The sequence below is a fragment of the Xenorhabdus siamensis genome, assembly GCF_037996745.1.
Lineage (GTDB): Bacteria > Pseudomonadota > Gammaproteobacteria > Enterobacterales > Enterobacteriaceae > Xenorhabdus > Xenorhabdus indica.
Window position 1 is genome coordinate 39,446 of sequence record NZ_JBBMXE010000008.1, and the last position, 17,402, is coordinate 56,847.

Below are 17,402 nucleotides of genomic sequence, written 5' to 3' on the forward strand. Positions count from 1 at the left end.
TATATTTTTTCTGATTTTATATCATTGTATTAACCAACGACTGGCGGCTTCCCGATCGCTTTCCTTTGCTTCCACCCAACGCTCTCCATCATTAAGGAATTCTTTTTTCCAGAAAGGAGCCTGAGTCTTCAAATAATCCATCAGAAATTCAGTCGCAGCAAAAGCCGTATTGCGATGGGTACTTGTTACGCCGACAAATACAATTTCATCCCCCGGATATAACTTTCCAATACGATGAATAATGTTGATTCGTTGTAATGGCCAACGCTGGTGAGCTTCTTCAGCAATCTTCTGCAACATGTTTTCCGTCATGCCCGGATAATGTTCCAATGTTAACGCCCGGACATTATCACCAAGATTGTGGTTTCGTACCTTGCCTGTAAAGGTCACAACCGCACCATCTTCATCACACTGTGCCAGCCATTGGTATTCTGCTCCAACATTAAATACCTCTTTCTGGACACAAATCCGTGTATTTTTCACGCTTATCCTCCTGTAACAGGCGGAAAAAATGCCACTTCATCACCATCACGCAGAGGATGTTCAGCATGAACAAAAGATTGATTCACAGCTACCAGCAATTTGCCTTCTTCCAATGCCAATTTCCAGCGCTCGCCTTTTTCAAGTAGTGCCTGACGAAGATGGGCCACCGTTGGATATTCACTGGGCACTTCAAGATAATCGGTTTCCACCAACTCACGGATTTGAGCGAAAAACAGAACTTTTATCATTTTTCCACCTTAAAATTTCCTGATTTTCCACCACTTTTTTCCAGCAAACGTACAGACCCGATAACCATATCTTTTTGTACTGCCTTGCACATGTCGTAAATTGTCAGTGCTGCTACGGAAACGGCTGTCAGGGCCTCCATTTCTACCCCGGTTTTGCCTGCCAGACGACAACAGGATTCAATTCTGACACGGTTATGTTCTGTTTGTGCCTCTAATTGAACCTCAACTTTGCTGAGTAACAAAGGATGACACAGGGGAATTAATTCCCAAGTCCGCTTCGCTGCCTGAATGCCTGCAATGCGGGCCGTTGCAAAAACATCCCCTTTGTGATGATCACCGGCCATAATCATAGCCAGCGTTTCGGCCTGCATTTCAACAAAAGCTTCCGCTCTGGCCTCACGCACAGTTTCTGCTTTGGCAGAAATATCCACCATATGAGCTTCACCCGCAGTATTGATATGAGTTAATTGGGACATTATTGCTCCTGAAAATAAATTAAGCCGTTAAATTAACCGCCAATAAAAGAAAGATTAGGGGTAATGCCACTATTCCCCTGATGCAGAAAATGCGTTTCACGTTTATGACGCAACCCGCCCTGAATACGTAATTTCAAATCATTAAGTGATGTATCATCGGATAATAAATCACGTAACGGGATCCCCTGTTCACCAAACAGGCACAGGTGAAGATTGCCAATAGCGGAAACACGCAGACGATTACAACTTTGGCAGAAATTTTTTTCATACGGCATGATCAAACCGATTTCTCCCTGATAGTCTGCATGCCTGAACACCTGAGCCGGCCCGTCACTACGTGCTCGCCGCTGCTGCTGCCAACCTTGTTGAAGTAAGCGACGTCGGATTACATCACCGGAAAGATGATGACGCTGGAAAATTGCACTCCCTTCTCCCGTTTCCATCAACTCAATAAAGCGCAGTTGAATTGAACGGGGCTTTATCCAATCAAGAAAAGCTGGCAGACTGATATCATTAATATTCTTCATCAACACCGAATTAACTTTTACTGTGCTAAAACCCGCTTCAAAGGCCGCATCAATGCCACGCATAATCTGAAAAAACTTATCTTGTCCGGTAATAGCGTAAAATTGACGGGGATCGAGACTATCCACACTCACATTGATTGCTGTAAGGCCAGCTTCTTTCCAGCGAGCAACCTCACGCTCCATACGGTAACCATTAGTCGTGACAGCAATTTTTTTAATCTGTGGATTTTCATGCACCGTCGCAATAATATCGCAAAAATCACGGCGCATAGTGGGTTCTCCTCCGGTCAGTCGGATCTTCTCTGTGCCAAGCTCGGCAAATGCACGACTGATACGACGGATCTCCGGCAGGGTCAGAAATGATTTGTGTTCCGGAGAGCTGTTAGGTTGGTAACCGTTGGGCAGACAATAGGTGCAACGAAAGTTACATACATCAGTAATCGATAACCTCAAGTAGTAAAACTTGCGGGAGAACATATCTATGAGTTGTTCCACTATAACACCTTCCAATCATGGGGGATGCAGGCATTTCTGCCTTGCACCCTGGTGACTCAAGAGCCACGGCCAAAGCATCATATCGATGTGGTATCCATTTGATAGAACTATTTATGGTAGAACTCATTATTATGGTAGAACTAATTAATAAAAAGTTACACAGCAAAGACTTAGATGCAGAGGCTAGGGGTTAATTTCAAACTTGGTCATCATGTAAACTATTACGTGAATAACCAAGTCTTAGTGTGGATTCTAACGCTTAAATCAATAAAAAGCTAACTTCGATACCGATACATATCTTTATATACAACGAGTTAAGAAATATCATCAACATCAATCTGTTGTCGTCTATTCATTTTATTTATGTAGAAAAATAGTTGATAAAAACCGCATAAAATCATGGCAATTGCTCAAAACATCATACTTTATGATAGATTACATAAAATTTATTCAGTAACAGGAACCCTATGCGAAACCGAACATTAGCCGATTTGGATCGTGTTGTTGCCCTCGGAGGTGGCCACGGACTTGGGCGCGTCATGTCTTCCCTCTCATCTCTCAGTACCCGGCTGACTGGTATTGTCACTACAACAGATAATGGAGGCTCTACCGGAAGAATAAGACGTTCCGAAGGTGGTATCGCTTGGGGAGATACCCGCAATTGCCTTAATCAGTTGATTACGGAACCTACTGTTGCTTCAGCCATGTTTGAGTACCGATTTGGTGGTAATGGCGAGCTGGCGGGACATAATCTGGGTAATTTGATGTTAAAAGCGTTGGACCATTTAAGTGTTCGGCCTCTTGAGGCGATTAATCTGATCCGCAATCTACTGAAAGTGAATGCTCACCTGATCCCTATGTCTGAACAATCTGTTGATTTAATGGCCGTAGATGATCAGGGAAATACGGTATATGGTGAAGTGAATATTGACCAACTGAATTGTGTCCCGCGAGAGTTAATGCTTTACCCCCATGTTAACGCCACTAAAGAAGCACTGGAAGCAATTGAACAGGCTGATTTAATTCTAATCGGCCCTGGTAGTTTTTTCACCAGTCTGATGCCAGTATTATTGTTGAAAGATTTAACTCAATCCTTGCGTCGCAGTAATGCCAATATGATTTATATCGGTAACTTAGGAAAAGAGCTCAGTCATGCTGCCGCTGATCTCTCATTGAAAGATAAACTCGATATGATAGAGAATACGATTGGTCGCAAGATGATTAATGCAATCATTGTTGGCCCATGCACAGATACCAGCAATTTGAATGACAGGATTATCACACAACAAATTTTAGAAGCTCAGGATATTCCTTATCGTCATGATCGCGAATTATTACGGCAAGCGATAGAAGATACGCTGCAAAAACTGGGATAATTCATTCGTTAGTGGCTTATATTACAGATTACATAGCTAAGTTGCCGATGGAGAGTGATTATTTCACTCTCCATTTCAATTTAAGAATTGACAATAAACTGTGCTCTTAATGTCTGAACCTGATCGCGCATGTTAGCCGCTTGTTCAAATTCAAGATCCCGAGCATATTGGTACATCTTTTCTTCCAATTCGCGGATTTTACTCTCCAATTCTTTCGTTGAGAGTTTCTGGTAATCATCCATCCCCAAATCTGCTTTACCTCTGCTTTTAGTCTTAGTTTTCCCTTTACCATTAACAGATTGACCAATTTGCAGAATATCGCCGATTTTTTTATTCAACCCTTTTGGTGTAATACCGTGCTCTTCGTTAAACGCCTGTTGTTTAGCACGACGACGTTCTGTTTCACTAATTGCTTTCGCCATGGAATCGGTGATTTTATCACCGTACAGAATCGCTTTGCCGTGCAGATTACGCGCTGCACGCCCAATTGTCTGGATCAAAGAACGTTCTGACCGAAGGAAACCTTCTTTATCGGCATCTAAAATTGCAACTAAAGAGACTTCCGGCATGTCCAAGCCTTCACGTAACAAGTTGATCCCAACCAGTACATCAAATTCTCCCAGGCGCAAATCACGGATGATTTCCACCCGCTCTACAGTGTCAATATCAGAATGAAGATAACGCACCCGCTCGCCATGCTCCTCCAGATATTCTGTCAAATCCTCTGCCATACGCTTGGTCAGAGTGGTTACCAGCACACGTTCATTTTTTGCTGCACGGGCACGGATTTCAGACAATAAGTCATCCACTTGAGTCGCAACTGGACGAACTTCAACCTCTGGGTCGATAAGACCCGTTGGACGCACTACCTGTTCAACCACTTCATTACCGGATTTCTCCAGTTCATAGTGGCCGGGTGTTGCCGATACATAAATGGTTTGTGGTGCCAAAGCTTCGAATTCTTCAAAGCGCATCGGGCGGTTATCCAGCGCTGATGGTAACCGGAAACCATATTCCACCAGTGTTTCCTTACGAGAACGATCTCCCCGATACATGCCACCCAATTGTGGGATAGTGACGTGGGATTCATCCACGATCAACAAACCATCCGCTGACAGGTAGTCGAATAAAGTCGGAGGCGGTTCCCCCGGAGCACGGCCGGACAGATAGCGGGAGTAGTTTTCAATACCGGAGCAATAACCCAGTTCATTCATCATTTCCAGATCAAATTGGGTTCTCTGAGTTATACGCTGTTCCTCCAGCAGCTTATCTGAAGCCAGAAGAACTTTACGCCTCTCATCCAGTTCAACTTTAATATATTCTATTGCCTGAAGGAGACGCTCACGTGGTGTGACATAGTGAGTTTTGGGATAAACAGTATAACGGGGAACATTATATTGCACCTGCCCTGTCAACGGATCAAACAAAGAAAGCCGTTCTACTTCATCGTCAAACAATTCAACACGCAACGCATGTTCATCTGATTCAGAAGGAAAAATATCAATCACTTCACCACGTACACGGAAAGTTCCTCGCTGGAATGCCTGATCATTACGCGTATATTGCAGCTCTGCCAGACGACGCAGGATAGCGCGCTGATCTATTAACATCCCGTTAGTCAGGTGCAGCATCATTTTCAGGTAACTATCGGGATCACCCAAACCATAAATTGCAGAAACAGAAGCAACTACAACAACATCCTTTCGCTCCAACAAGGCTTTTGTTGCAGACAAACGCATCTGTTCAATATGCTCGTTCACAGATGCATCTTTTTCGATAAAAGTATCGGAGCTGGGCACATAGGCTTCTGGTTGATAATAGTCGTAGTAAGAAACGAAATACTCTACTGCATTCTCAGGGAAGAACTCCTTCATTTCGCTATAGAGCTGAGCCGCCAACGTTTTATTCGGAGCCAAAATCATCGTTGGTCGATTCATATTTGCAATAACATTGGCTATCGTGAATGTTTTGCCTGATCCCGTAACCCCCAATAACGTCTGATGGGCAAGACCATCTTCCAGCCCATCCTGTAATTTTCGGATAGCTTCTGGCTGATCTCCGCCAGGCTCGAAATCAGAACATAACTTGAATACTTTGCTCGTCTCTTTACTCATCTTCCACCCGATATCATTGCATACCTATACACTCATCTTTCAAGTTACAACTTTGCTGACTGCACATTGAAATCCATCACGTATATATGCTGACCAAAACGCCCTTATAATACTGGATAAAAAACCAGCTTCAAGTAGATCAGCAAAATAATATTGTCCCCAATTCAAAAGTTGTACCCGACAGACGTTAACCAAGAGTAGAAACAACCGTAAGGTGATATTAACACTTAGTTAACATTAATTGAGACTATTTTTATCCCCAGATAGCTATTTTACTTTTTCTTATTTTCATTTTAGCTACTGAAATGATAAAGCAGGGAATGATAAAGAGGCATTGAAAAGGATTGATTTTATATAACTGATTAATTTTAAATAAAAAAAATGCAAAGGAGAGAATAACAGCAAATCTTGCGCAAGCCGCGTATCATCTTGTGTCAGACTACTTTTCTAAACCTAATACACAAGGTTATCCACAGGAACAGTGGATAACTCAACAAATCCTATTAGGTATGCGAGGTTGCAGAGTTATCCTCTTCTGTGGATTTCTTCAATGGCGAAGTGTTTTCATATTATTTTGAAATAGTTTCACGTTATTTTTTGTTCAAAAAAAGAACAGCAATTATTAAAATAAAGCATATTTTATACCAACATCTCCACTAAAACCCACTTATTCAGTGGGCTATTTTAACTAACAGAGAATAAATAATTAGTTAACCAATAAATCAATATTTATATATTCTCCAATGTCATTTTTTCCATCTAAGTCGCTTAAATGGGGTATAACACCAAGTAAGGGTGCAGAAATCATCCGTTTTAATGTTGCTAAATACTCAGCCTGACGCTTGCCAGCGAGCTCTATTTCATTTGCAACCCAACCCACTAATTCCAAACCTGAACCTTGAATAACTTTTGCTGTTAAGACAGCATGGTTGATACAGCCCAATTTAATCCCTACCGTCAAGATCACAGGCAGTTTTTCCTGGATCACCCAATCTGCGAAAGTGGTGTTTTCAGATAATGGTGTATACCAACCACCCGCCCCCTCAATTAACACCCAATTCGCTTTTACCGCCAATTTTTCCAGGCCTTGTGACATCACAGTAAATTCGATCGGCTGATTGAGCTCAGCACTGATAATATGGGGAGAAGTAGGTTCCACAAATACTAATGGATTAACTTCCTGATAAGACAGCGATACTGAGCTGTTATACTGCAAAGCTAAAGCATCTCTATTACGTACCCCTTCCGAAGTTACTTCACTGCCTGATGCCACTGGTTTATAACCCGCAGTTTGATAACCTTTTTTATTCGCCGCTTGTAACAAGGCACAACTGACAACCGTTTTACCCACTTCGGTATCAGTCCCAGTAAGAAAGTATTTATTTGTCACAGTAAATGACTCCAAAAGCAATTTGATAGCTTAATGGGTAACTTCCATTATTTCTCGGATACACTTCTGAAAGAACATTCAGGCGTTTTTTCGTCATCAAACCCTGTTGACGGCCACGATGAAGGTGTGTAGCTCCGATACCTTTCAAGGAATTCAATAAAAGCAGCAACTGTGGATAATGCTGGCTATATTGCTTGTGTATGAATTGATGCCGATACGGCTCACACGCGTCAGCGATCGCCTGCAACGGCAGGAATTGATTGATGTGTCGATAAGAATCAACACGCTCCCATGCGGCTTCCAGCTCACACAGTGAGCCCTGTGCGAGAGTGGAGAATAAAATAAGGCCTCCGGGACGGGTTACGCGATGGAATTCCTGTAATACACATGGCAGATCATTACACCACTGTACAGCCAAGTTACTGAAACAGATATCCACACTACTATCCGCCAGCCCTAAATGCTCAATATCGCCTTGCAAATAATAGTCAGCCGCTTGCTGACTCTGAGCATGATTTAACATGCCAGCAGCCAGATCCAATGCAATAACCTGTTTACCCCATTGTTTCCAGCGGTTACTAAAAAAACCTGTGCCACAACCAGCATCCAATACCCGCATACCAGTATCTTCTGCCCAAGCCAATTCCATCAGGTATTCCCCGGTTTGTTGTTGCAGCTTCGCAACCGTGTCATAGCCTGAGGCTGCCCTGCCAAAGGCTCCCGCAATCGCCTGTTTATCAACACATTTAACAGCCATATCCACGTAACGCCTCCAGTAATACATCAATATGTTGTTGGGTATGATTTGCTGTCAGTGTGATACGCAAGCGGGCACTATCCGGTGGCACTGTTGGTGGAAGAATCGCTTTTACCCATAATTTTTGTTGCATAAGCGAGTGGGATAAGGCGATACAACGTTCATTATCACCAATGATCACAGGCTGAATAGCCGTTTCAGAACCCATCAGGGAAAAAGGTAAGTTTTGCGCCTCACGGCGAAAATAACGGATATTATTTTGCAGACGGTAGCGTAATTCATCTCCAGCCCGGATTTGCCGCACAGCTTCAGAAAGAGCTACAGCCTGAGCAGGTGGCATAGATGTGCTGTAAATCAAGTGTCGGGCATATTGAACCAGGTACTCTGCGGTTTGTTCATCACACAACACAGCCGCACCACTTAAACCAAATGCTTTACCAAATGTGACGATTAAAAACTCTGGTTTCACATCCCGCAACCAACAGCTACCCCGCCCTTCATCCCCACGAATACCGATACCGTGAGCATCATCAACCAATAACCAACTGCCCGTAGATTGTGTTTGCTGTGCAATCACATCAAGTGGTGCGCTATCTCCATCCATACTGAAAACGCCCTCGGTAACCACGAATGTTTTACCTGCACACTCTTTTGCCAGATGTTGTTTCAGAGAATCAGGATTATTGTGCAGAAAGCGCCGCAGTTGAGCTGGAGACTGCATAGCGGCTTCCATCAATGAAGCATGGCTCAGGCGATCAGCAATAATACGATCTTCTTTTTCCATCAATGCCGCTATCACGCCTTGATTAGCGGCATAACCAGAAATGAACAGTAAAGCCCGGGAATAACCAAGCCATTCCGCCAGTTGTTGTTCCAGCATATGGTGAGCTGCGGTATAACCTGTAACATGCCCCGAACCACCGCTGCCTACACCATACCGCTCCGCTCCTTGTTGCCAGGCAGCAATAATTTGCGGATGTTGGCTCAATCCAAGATAGTCGTTACTGGAAAAGTTTAGATACTGACCATCAGAAGTGTCTAAGAGTTGCCCATTTGAACCCAAATGGACTTGCCTGCTACGCCATAAAGATGTGCCCCGGCGTTCAGCCAAACGCCGGGAGATAAAATCTGACCAATTCATCATATTGCCGCATTATAGAATTGTTCATTTTCAGCACTGTTTATGATCGCTTCTGTCAAGTGTTGCTGCTGCTGATTATCACCAAATGCTGTTTTTGTCTGCTGAGGATTGAGGCCCAATCTGCGGAACAGTTGCAGGTCTTTATCTTCCTCCGGATTCGGAGTCGTCAGCAATTTACAGCCGTAAAAAATAGAGTTGGCCCCGGCCATAAAACACATAGCTTGAGTCTGTTCATTCATCTGTTCACGCCCTGCGGATAAACGGACATAAGATTTCGGCATCATGATCCGGGCCACCGCAATGGTACGAATAAAGTCAAATGGATCGACGTCTTCGTTACTTTCCAGTGGCGTTCCTTTAACTTTTACCAGCATGTTGATTGGCACGCTTTCAGGCGGTTTCGGCAAATTTGCCAGTTGTACCAACAATGCTGCCCGATCACGAATTTCCTCCCCCAAACCCACAATACCTCCAGAACACACCTTAATGCCTACATCCCTGACATTTTCCAGTGTATCCAGCCTGTCCTGGTAGCTGCGTGTGGTAATGATATTGCCGTAAAATTCCGGCGAGGTGTCCAGGTTATGGTTATAGTAGTCCAGACCCGCCTCTGCCAGACGCTGTGCCTGAGATGGGTTCAACATTCCCAGTGTCATACAAGTTTCCATGCCCAATGCCTTAACTTCTTTAACCATCTTCTCCAGATAAGGCATATCCCGTTCGTGTGGGTTTTTCCATGCTGCTCCCATACAAAAACGGGTTGAACCTGCATTTTTGGCTTTGCGCGCAGATTCAATGACTTTTTCCACTTCCATCAAGCGTTCTTTTTCCAGACCCGTTTTATAACGGGAACTTTGTGGACAATATTTACAGTCTTCTGGACAGGCTCCGGTTTTTATTGAAAGAAGTGTGCTGACCTGTACTTGCTGTGGATCAAAATGTTCGCGGTGTATCTGCTGTGCCTGAAACAATAATTCAAAAAAAGGTTTATCAAACAGTGCCTGTGCCTGTTTGATAGTCCATTGTTGACGCTCACTCACAGTAATTTCTCCAGTATGAAAAATGTTGTCAGTTTAAATAACGCCGCTATCATGTCAACTAAAACAAACTAAAAAAGGTTTACAATAAATTTGTCATGAATCGTTCAGATATTGAATTTGACCTGCGCCATATCTGGCATCCGTATACATCAATGAGCAATCCACTGCCGACTTATCCTGTTGTTTCAGCCAGCGGCGTTGAACTGGTATTGTCAGATGGTCGTAAGTTAATTGATGGCATGTCTTCATGGTGGGCCGCCATCCACGGCTACAATCATTCTGTGCTTAATGAAGCGGCAACAACGCAAGTTGGCAAAATGTCTCATGTAATGTTTGGCGGTATTATCCATCCACCTGCTATTAAACTGTGTAAACAGCTAGTGGCAATGACCCCTGCACCATTAGAGTGTGTTTTTCTGGCCGATTCCGGATCTGTTGCTGTGGAAGTTGCCATGAAAATGGCGCTGCAATATTGGCAAGCCAAAGAGAAAAAACAGGAGAAAAGACGCCAGAAATTTCTGACACTACGTCATGGTTATCATGGCGATACTTTTGGCGCAATGTCGGTCTGTGATCCCGATAATTCAATGCATAGCCTTTATAAAGGCTATCTCCCCAATCATCTATTTGCGGATGCCCCTCAATCCCGTTTTGATGGTGAATGGCAACCAGAAGATATCGCTTCTTTCCGGCAATTAATGCAACAGCATCATGACGAAATCGCTGCTGTCATTCTGGAACCGATTGTTCAGGGAGCGGGCGGAATGCGAATTTATCATCCTGAGTATCTGCGTCAGGTCCGTCAACTTTGTCATGAATACCAGATTTTGCTGATTGTGGATGAAATTGCTACCGGATTTGGCCGCACAGGTAAGTTATTTGCCTGTGAACATGCTGATATCGAACCAGATATTTTATGCTTGGGTAAAGCACTAACAGGCGGTTATATGACGTTATCCGCAACGTTAACAACTCGCCATGTAGCAGAAATCATCAGCCAGAGTGAGGCTGGCTGTTTTATGCATGGCCCAACTTTTATGGGCAATCCACTGGCTTGTGCCGTTGCCAGCTCCAGTCTGAAACTACTTACTGGGAGCCAGTGGCAACAGCGTATTCAGTCAATTGAATCTCAGTTAAAAAAAGAGTTGCTGCCTCTGAAATCACATGAAACGGTTGAAGATGTACGGGTATTAGGTGCAATTGGCGTTGTAGAAATAAAACAGCCTGTTGATATGGTTTCTCTACAGCATCATTTCGTACAACAGGGGGTTTGGATAAGACCATTTGGACGCTTAATTTATTTAATGCCTCCTTATATTATTCAGCCTGGGCAATTGTCGAAACTGACAAATGCTATTACTGATGCAATAATTTAATCATTAAGGTCAGCATTATAATTATGCTGGCCTTATTTTCCTAAAATTTAATTATCTCTTCTATTTTTTTAAAGTTATTTATTTGTCGATTTATATTATTAAACTCGCCATATAATTATCCAAATTAACTTCAAAAATCAGTCACTGATAAATATTATCAAATAATTATCTATATTCTTCATCATTTAAAAATAAATTTTCTGATATATTGCGTACACAGTCATATTTATTCTAACCAGAGAGGGATATTATCATGAACCAAGAAAACTTAGTTGTACCTTCTAAAGACGAACTGGATGCTATATTTACACAGTCCAACGACATGTATGAGCAAGAGCAATTGCATTATGAGGCAATAGCAAAAGAGAAACCTGAACTGGCTCATTTTATGTCAGTGGATATTTTAATATTAACACATATGTCCAGTATGGAAGTTATCCGTTTATTCAAGTATCATCTTATCCTGTTTTAATTGGAACTGCTCCAAATACAAGAAGGAATGCTAATTTCAATGGGTATATTTATGGTGGATATAATATGCCACAATTGAATTTTAACCATCTCTATCTTGGTGGTGTAATACACCATACCAATACAATTATAAATACTCCGCTTAATTTCCAACTTTTCATTTATCCTCAAAAAATCTATCTGCGTTTATTTAAAGGTAGTACTTATTTGGGAGATTTAATTTCTGTATATCAACATCATATACTGGTTACATATCCTATTGTTTTCTCAGGAGTTGGCACCTTTAGTCTTGCCTAAAAGATGGCCGGGTATCAGCATAATTTTTTAGAAGAAGAAGCAAATGCCGCGCTAAGAATTTGCGCGGCTTCCAATTACAATGCCAATACTGTTACCCACATAGGGCCTTTACCAACCGGATAACGCGCCAATTGGGTCAGTTTTCCGCTGTATTTATCAATGCTGGATACTGAAATATGATTGGATTTCTGCCCTGACGAGATTAAAAAGTTACCACTGTAATCTATAGCAAAACCACGAGGCTGACTTTCTGTCGGGTAATGTCCTGCTAATGTCAGATGATAGCCATCTTCTGAAACACGGAAGTGACTAATCACACTTTCAGAACGCTCGCTGGTATAGAGATGACGGCCATCCGGTGTGATATGAATATCCGCAGACCAACGGACACTGGAAAAATCAGCAGGCAATGAATCAACAGATTGTATTATGCGGTATTTCTCCCATTTACGCAGCACATCTACGGTTGAATCGAGCTCATTAATGCAATAAATTGCCTCCTTTTCTGAATGAAAAGCCATATGGCGTGGGCCTGCACCTGATTCTGTTGTAATTTCGTCGGCACGGCTTTCTGTCAGATATCCCTGCTCATTCAAATCAAAAATACGAATATGATCTTCTTTCAAACATGGAACCAATAATTGGCGATTCTCCCGATCAATATTGGCCGAATGTGGTGCTTTCAACCCTTCTACAATTTGGATCGGTGCTTTGACAACGCCATTTTTGTCAATAGGGTGAACACTTAAATTGTTGAAGCTATAGGAAGCAGAAAATAAAAAACGCCCTGCTTTGTCCGTTGAAATATGAGTCGGGCTACCCGGTAATGGTGCAATGGCTTGTTGCTCCAATCGTCCATCAGAGCCAATTTTATAAGTTACGATGTTGAATTGAGGGCGTATCCCTACATATAAATGTTTACCATCAGGATTAACCACCATCGGTTGTACTTCACCCGGTACATTTACCGTCTGGAGTAACGAAAGTTCTCCAACAATATTCAGAGACCAGACATGAATCTGACAACTATTCGGACTGGCTGTATAAACCACTTGTTTCATTTTCTCTCCTTAACGCTCCATCACTATTTTATTGATCTGTAATAATTCTAATTAGCATATAATATTTGCTTAAATCATCAACAATCTAGAGGCTAACTCATGTCATACCGCGTTATCGCACTGGATCTGGATGGAACATTACTTGATCCACAAAAAAATATTCTGCCAGAGTCAATAACAGCCCTAAGTGAAGCTTGCCAGGCGGGTATTAAGGTCTTGATTGTCACTGGGCGTCATCATGTTGCCATTCACCCTTTCTATCAAGCACTCCAACTCGATACTCCAGCTATTTGCTGTAACGGGGCTTATTCATACGATTACCACGCTAAAAAGGTTCTGGCTGCCAATCCTCTCTCTATTCAAGAAGCCTCTCAAGCACTTTCTTATTTGCAGGGTGCGGAAATTGAGCATCTGATGTATGTTGATGAGGCTATTTTATATGAATTTCCACACACAGTTACCCGTACCTTTGCGTGGTCAAATTCTCTGCCTGAGCACCAACGCCCTACTCTCCAGCACATTAAGAATTTTCAGGAAGCACTGCACAATGTGAATTTCATCTGGAAGTTCGCTACCAGCTCTCCCGATTTAGAGAAACTGCGTGAGGTTAGCGAGCAAATTGAGAAAAATGTGGGTCTGGCATGTGAATGGTCATGGTTTGATCAGGTCGATATCACCAAAAAAGGCAATAGCAAAGGGATGCGTTTACAGCAATGGGTAGAGTCACAAGGGATGAGTATGAATGATGTCCTGGCTTTTGGCGATAATTATAATGATCTCAGTATGCTGGAAGCAGCAGGTCTAGGTGTTGCTATGGGAAATGCTGTCGATGATGTCAAAGCACGGGCAGATCTTGTTACAAAGAACAATACTCAGCCCGGTATTGCGGAAGTCATTCGAAAATATGCGCTTTAGCTTTTCACTTAATTCGCTGGATTCAAGGGGAAGCGAAAAACAGTTTCCCTCCCTGAATCATCTATCCTTTTATTTTTTTCAATTTTTTCTTTCGTGAATAGTTGACCTTACAGGTGTCGATTCAGTGAAATACTTTTTATCTGAGCATACAACCATTGCCCTGTGCGTAAGTTAAGCTCCTCCCGCGCCCATGGTGTGATCCTTGCCCATAGGAATTGATCGCTTAACGACAATTTGACATCAACCTGACCAGCCTCTTCAAAGATCTCGATGACTTTCACCTGTAAGGTATTGCGGATACTGCTGCCTCTTGGTGGTTCTAATACTAAAGAGACATCCGATGCATCAATTCGGATACGCAAGCCAGTTCCTGCAACTGCATCGATTTTCGGCAACCAAAGGGCTTTATCTCCCACCGCTACCGCCGTCATCTGATGACGTTGGTGGTGATCCATCACAATCACAGGTAGTATGCTGCTAAGACTCTCTTTTTGTAACCACGGACGCAGTATGCTGTTTGACCATACTTCTTCCAGTGAACCTGTGGCTCTGATTTTTCCCTTATCCATAACAACCACGCTATCTGCTAAATGGACAACTTCATCCAAACTGTGACTGACATACAGGATTGGGAGCTTAACGTCTTCTGACAATTTTTCCAGATAAGGCAACAACTCACGTTTACGCGGCAGATCCAATGAAGCCATTGGTTCATCCATCAACAGTAATTCAGGCCCGGTCAGTAATGCACGCCCAATTGCAACTCGCTGTTTTTCACCTCCTGATAAAGTTATCGGGAAGCGGGACAGTAAATGACCAATACCAAGTAAATCTACAATTTTATCAAATTGCAGTTGCATATCGGGTGACATGCCATATTGCAAATTTCCTTTGACCCGATAATGAGGAAAAAGGCGGGCATCCTGAAATACATATCCAATTCGGCGTTTTTCTGGTGGCAGAAAAATTTTTTGTTCTGTATCAATCAAGATACGTCCATTCAAGGCAATTCTGCCATTTTGTGGTCGGGTTAAACCAGCAATGACATTAATTAACGAAGTCTTACCTGCACCTGAAAGCCCAAATATGGCGGTAATGCTTTCTGTTGGCAAAGTGGTATCAACCTGCATATGCAGATCACCCAAACGCTGTTCAACACTTAGCTCTAACATACGGCCCCCAGCCGCTTTCTTCCCCAACGAGTTAACCACTCAGAGATCAACAATGAAACCAAGGCCAGCACTATAGCAATGATACATAAACGTGCGGCTGCCGTTTCTGCACCGGGCATTTCAATCAATGTGTACATAGCCAGAGGGATAGTGCGTGTTTCTCCGGGGATATTCGATACAAAAGTGATTGTGGCACCAAATTCCCCCAGTGAACGGGCAAAAGCCAGCACAGAACCAACTATTATTCCCGGTAATGAAAGCGGTAAGGTAATGGTAAAAAAGACTTTAAGTGAACTTGCTCCTAATGTGCGAGCGGCCTGCTCCAGACGAAGGTCTATAGCCTCCAATGCCAACCGGATGGCTCTGACCATTAACGGAAAAGATACAACTGCTGAAGCCAGAGCAGCTCCTGTCCAGTTAAACGCAAAGCTAACGCCAAACCAATTATAAAGAAACTCCCCAAGTATACCTCGGCGTCCCATGCTGATTAACAACAGGTAACCAACAACAACCGGAGGTAATACCAACGGCAGATGAACAAGGCTATCAAGCAGAGACTTCCCCAAAAACTGACAGCGCGCCAAAACCCATGCCATCAAGATCCCTAATGGCAAACTGAATAACACCGCAATACCTGAGACTTTCAGACTCAGTAAAATTGCCTGCCATTCATATTCACTTAACATCTCCAAAAGAATAGTTCCTACAGTGGATTAAAACCGTAACGTTTGAAAATGTTAACGGCTTCAGGGGTTTTGAGATAATCATAAAAATCACGTACTGCCTGATTTTCGTGACCTTTAATAATTGCAATGGGATATTCCACTGGTTTATGACTCTCTTGCGGGAATATACCAACCACTTTCACTTTCTTGCTGGCAACGGCATCAGAACCATAAACAATTCCCAATGGTACTTCTTCCCGTTCACCAAAGCCATACCGCTACGTACATTATTGGTACGAGCCAACAATGGGTTAACCAAGTTCCACGCACCCAGATATTGCAAGGATTCTTTAGCATAAATACCAACAGGAACATGATCAGGGTCACCAACCGCTAAACGTCCTCCAGCCAGTAAAGACTGCCATTTTGTTTCTCGATTGATATCGATTTTATTCAGTTTACTCTCTTTGGGAGCAATCAAAACCAGTTGATTCCCTAGCAAAGTATGACGAGTATTTTCAACAATAAGTTTCTTATCAGAAAGATAATCCATCCATTGTTGATCAGCAGAAACAAAAATATCTGCGGGTGCTCCCTGCTCTATCTGGCGAGCCAATGTTGAAGATGATGCGTAAGAAGCAACAATATCTCCCTGATTTTCTTTTTTATACTGCTCAGCAATATCATTAAGTGCATTCGTTAATGATGCAGCAGCGAAAACAGTTACTTTCTCCGCTGCCCAACCATTTCCGACAAGTGCAAAAGAAACTACAGTTCCTGTCAGTAACTGATAAAAATTCTTTGCTATGCGCTTTTTCATGTTGTATTCCACTTATGATAACCAAGACGGTGCGCTGTATATAACAAGATACAACGTTAAATGAAAATACTATCCTGAGATTAATCGGCAAGTTGTGAGCCAGTTTTAGCTTTTGTGTTCACTTGGGCAGGTGTTGCAATCCAGGATGTGGAGAATTTTTATTTGTAAGCTGGCGCTTGATGAGGAAAAAGCATAAGACAAAAAAGAATTACCCGGAAAAACCGGGTAAGGTGAACTCTGATGCTCAATCAACTGAGATCAAAGCTTTCGTTCAAGATTTTTCGATTCGTTTTTGGAAATAAAGTTAAACAGCTCGCCAAGCCCGTAAATCAATCCCAGAATTACTGCCATAACAACGGGAACCATAATCAGCGCAAACGCCATACTTTTAATCAACTCAAACATGTCATCCTCATATCATGAGTGACTATCATCTAGCCCAAAATAAACTGTACCTTATTTAACTCTCTTTGTCCGCTACCAGAGCAAGAGCAACGTACTGCACAGACAATAATCTCACTATTCTAGACAATAAAAAGATAACAGTAACCGACGAAACGTGCGATTCTTACAGTTAT

Annotated in this window: 17 protein-coding genes, 1 pseudogene and 1 riboswitch; of the genes and pseudogenes, 4 read left to right on the forward strand and 14 right to left on the reverse strand. The window is 42.6% G+C overall.

What is annotated here, in order from left to right; translation table 11 throughout:
• Positions 1–21 precede the first annotated feature (21 nt).
• From moaE to moaA, 4 genes are all read right to left on the reverse strand, one after another.
• Positions 22–483, reverse strand: a complete 462-nt coding sequence (gene moaE, locus AAC852_RS08500) for a molybdopterin synthase catalytic subunit MoaE (protein WP_340620661.1) — start codon at positions 481–483, stop codon at positions 22–24.
• Positions 484–485: 2 nt separating this feature from the next.
• Positions 486–731 (reverse strand): molybdopterin synthase sulfur carrier subunit, encoded by a 246-nt coding sequence (gene moaD, locus AAC852_RS08505; RefSeq protein ID WP_340620662.1) that lies wholly within the window; start codon positions 729–731, stop codon positions 486–488.
• Positions 728–1,207: a cyclic pyranopterin monophosphate synthase MoaC gene (gene moaC, locus AAC852_RS08510; protein WP_340620663.1), complete on the reverse strand. Its 480-nt coding sequence runs from the start codon at positions 1,205–1,207 to the stop codon at positions 728–730. Before moaC ends, moaD begins: the two co-directional genes overlap by 4 nt.
• Before the next feature lie 32 nt (positions 1,208–1,239).
• Complete coding sequence (gene moaA, locus AAC852_RS08515) at positions 1,240–2,229, reverse strand: GTP 3',8-cyclase MoaA (RefSeq protein WP_340620664.1); 990 nt, start codon at positions 2,227–2,229, stop codon at positions 1,240–1,242.
• A riboswitch (molybdenum cofactor riboswitch) is annotated at positions 2,219–2,431 on the reverse strand. It overlaps the preceding gene by 11 nt.
• A 265-nt stretch (positions 2,432–2,696) precedes the next feature.
• Between moaA and AAC852_RS08520 the strand changes: the two genes are divergently transcribed.
• On the forward strand, positions 2,697–3,605 hold the full coding sequence (locus AAC852_RS08520; RefSeq protein WP_340620665.1) for a gluconeogenesis factor YvcK family protein: 909 nt from the start codon (positions 2,697–2,699) through the stop codon (positions 3,603–3,605).
• An 80-nt stretch (positions 3,606–3,685) separates the two neighbouring features.
• On the opposite strand, the gene uvrB is transcribed toward AAC852_RS08520, so the two are convergent.
• The 5 genes from uvrB to bioB form a co-directional block, all read right to left on the reverse strand.
• The gene (gene uvrB / locus AAC852_RS08525; protein ID WP_340620666.1) at positions 3,686–5,719 is read right to left on the reverse strand and encodes an excinuclease ABC subunit UvrB; all 2,034 of its coding nucleotides are present in this window, start codon (positions 5,717–5,719) and stop codon (positions 3,686–3,688) included.
• A gap of 706 nt (positions 5,720–6,425) precedes the next feature.
• On the reverse strand, positions 6,426–7,109 hold the full coding sequence (bioD, locus tag AAC852_RS08530) for a dethiobiotin synthase (protein ID WP_340620667.1): 684 nt from the start codon (positions 7,107–7,109) through the stop codon (positions 6,426–6,428).
• The gene (gene bioC, locus AAC852_RS08535) at positions 7,099–7,866 is read right to left on the reverse strand and encodes a malonyl-ACP O-methyltransferase BioC (protein ID WP_340620765.1); all 768 of its coding nucleotides are present in this window, start codon (positions 7,864–7,866) and stop codon (positions 7,099–7,101) included. Before bioC ends, bioD begins: the two co-directional genes overlap by 11 nt.
• Positions 7,856–9,007 (reverse strand): 8-amino-7-oxononanoate synthase, encoded by a 1,152-nt coding sequence (bioF, locus tag AAC852_RS08540; RefSeq protein WP_340620766.1) that lies wholly within the window; start codon positions 9,005–9,007, stop codon positions 7,856–7,858. The genes bioC and bioF overlap by 11 nt, the downstream gene beginning before the upstream one ends.
• Entirely contained in the window at positions 9,007–10,047 is a 1,041-nt protein-coding gene (gene bioB / locus AAC852_RS08545; RefSeq protein ID WP_340620668.1) for a biotin synthase BioB, read from the reverse strand. The genes bioF and bioB overlap by 1 nt, the downstream gene beginning before the upstream one ends.
• A gap of 95 nt (positions 10,048–10,142) precedes the next feature.
• Between bioB and bioA the strand changes: the two genes are divergently transcribed.
• Both bioA and AAC852_RS08555 read left to right on the forward strand, forming a co-directional pair.
• On the forward strand, positions 10,143–11,423 hold the full coding sequence (bioA, locus tag AAC852_RS08550; protein WP_340620669.1) for an adenosylmethionine--8-amino-7-oxononanoate transaminase: 1,281 nt from the start codon (positions 10,143–10,145) through the stop codon (positions 11,421–11,423).
• 253 nt (positions 11,424–11,676) lie between these two features.
• Positions 11,677–11,895: a hypothetical protein gene (locus AAC852_RS08555; RefSeq protein ID WP_340620670.1), complete on the forward strand. Its 219-nt coding sequence runs from the start codon at positions 11,677–11,679 to the stop codon at positions 11,893–11,895.
• Between the two features lie 370 nt (positions 11,896–12,265).
• Here the strand turns inward: AAC852_RS08555 and pgl are convergent, their stop codons facing one another.
• Positions 12,266–13,252: a 6-phosphogluconolactonase gene (pgl, locus tag AAC852_RS08560; RefSeq protein WP_340620671.1), complete on the reverse strand. Its 987-nt coding sequence runs from the start codon at positions 13,250–13,252 to the stop codon at positions 12,266–12,268.
• Between the two features lie 99 nt (positions 13,253–13,351).
• Here pgl and AAC852_RS08565 point away from each other — a divergent pair, with 99 nt between their 5' ends.
• Entirely contained in the window at positions 13,352–14,167 is an 816-nt protein-coding gene (locus AAC852_RS08565; protein WP_340620672.1) for a pyridoxal phosphatase, read from the forward strand.
• Positions 14,168–14,274: 107 nt separating this feature from the next.
• On the opposite strand, the gene modC is transcribed toward AAC852_RS08565, so the two are convergent.
• From modC to AAC852_RS08585, 4 genes and pseudogenes are all read right to left on the reverse strand, one after another.
• Positions 14,275–15,339 carry a molybdenum ABC transporter ATP-binding protein ModC gene (gene modC, locus AAC852_RS08570; RefSeq protein ID WP_340620673.1) on the reverse strand — a complete coding sequence of 355 codons (1,065 nt, stop codon included), beginning with the start codon at positions 15,337–15,339 and terminating at the stop codon, positions 14,275–14,277.
• Positions 15,333–16,025 (reverse strand): molybdate ABC transporter permease subunit, encoded by a 693-nt coding sequence (gene modB / locus AAC852_RS08575; RefSeq protein WP_340620767.1) that lies wholly within the window; start codon positions 16,023–16,025, stop codon positions 15,333–15,335. Before modB ends, modC begins: the two co-directional genes overlap by 7 nt.
• Before the next feature lie 17 nt (positions 16,026–16,042).
• A pseudogene (gene modA, locus AAC852_RS08580) lies at positions 16,043–16,824 on the reverse strand (molybdate ABC transporter substrate-binding protein).
• A 258-nt stretch (positions 16,825–17,082) separates the two neighbouring features.
• The gene (locus AAC852_RS08585) at positions 17,083–17,229 is read right to left on the reverse strand and encodes an AcrZ family multidrug efflux pump-associated protein (protein WP_340620674.1); all 147 of its coding nucleotides are present in this window, start codon (positions 17,227–17,229) and stop codon (positions 17,083–17,085) included.
• Between the last annotated feature and the right edge of the window lie 173 nt (positions 17,230–17,402).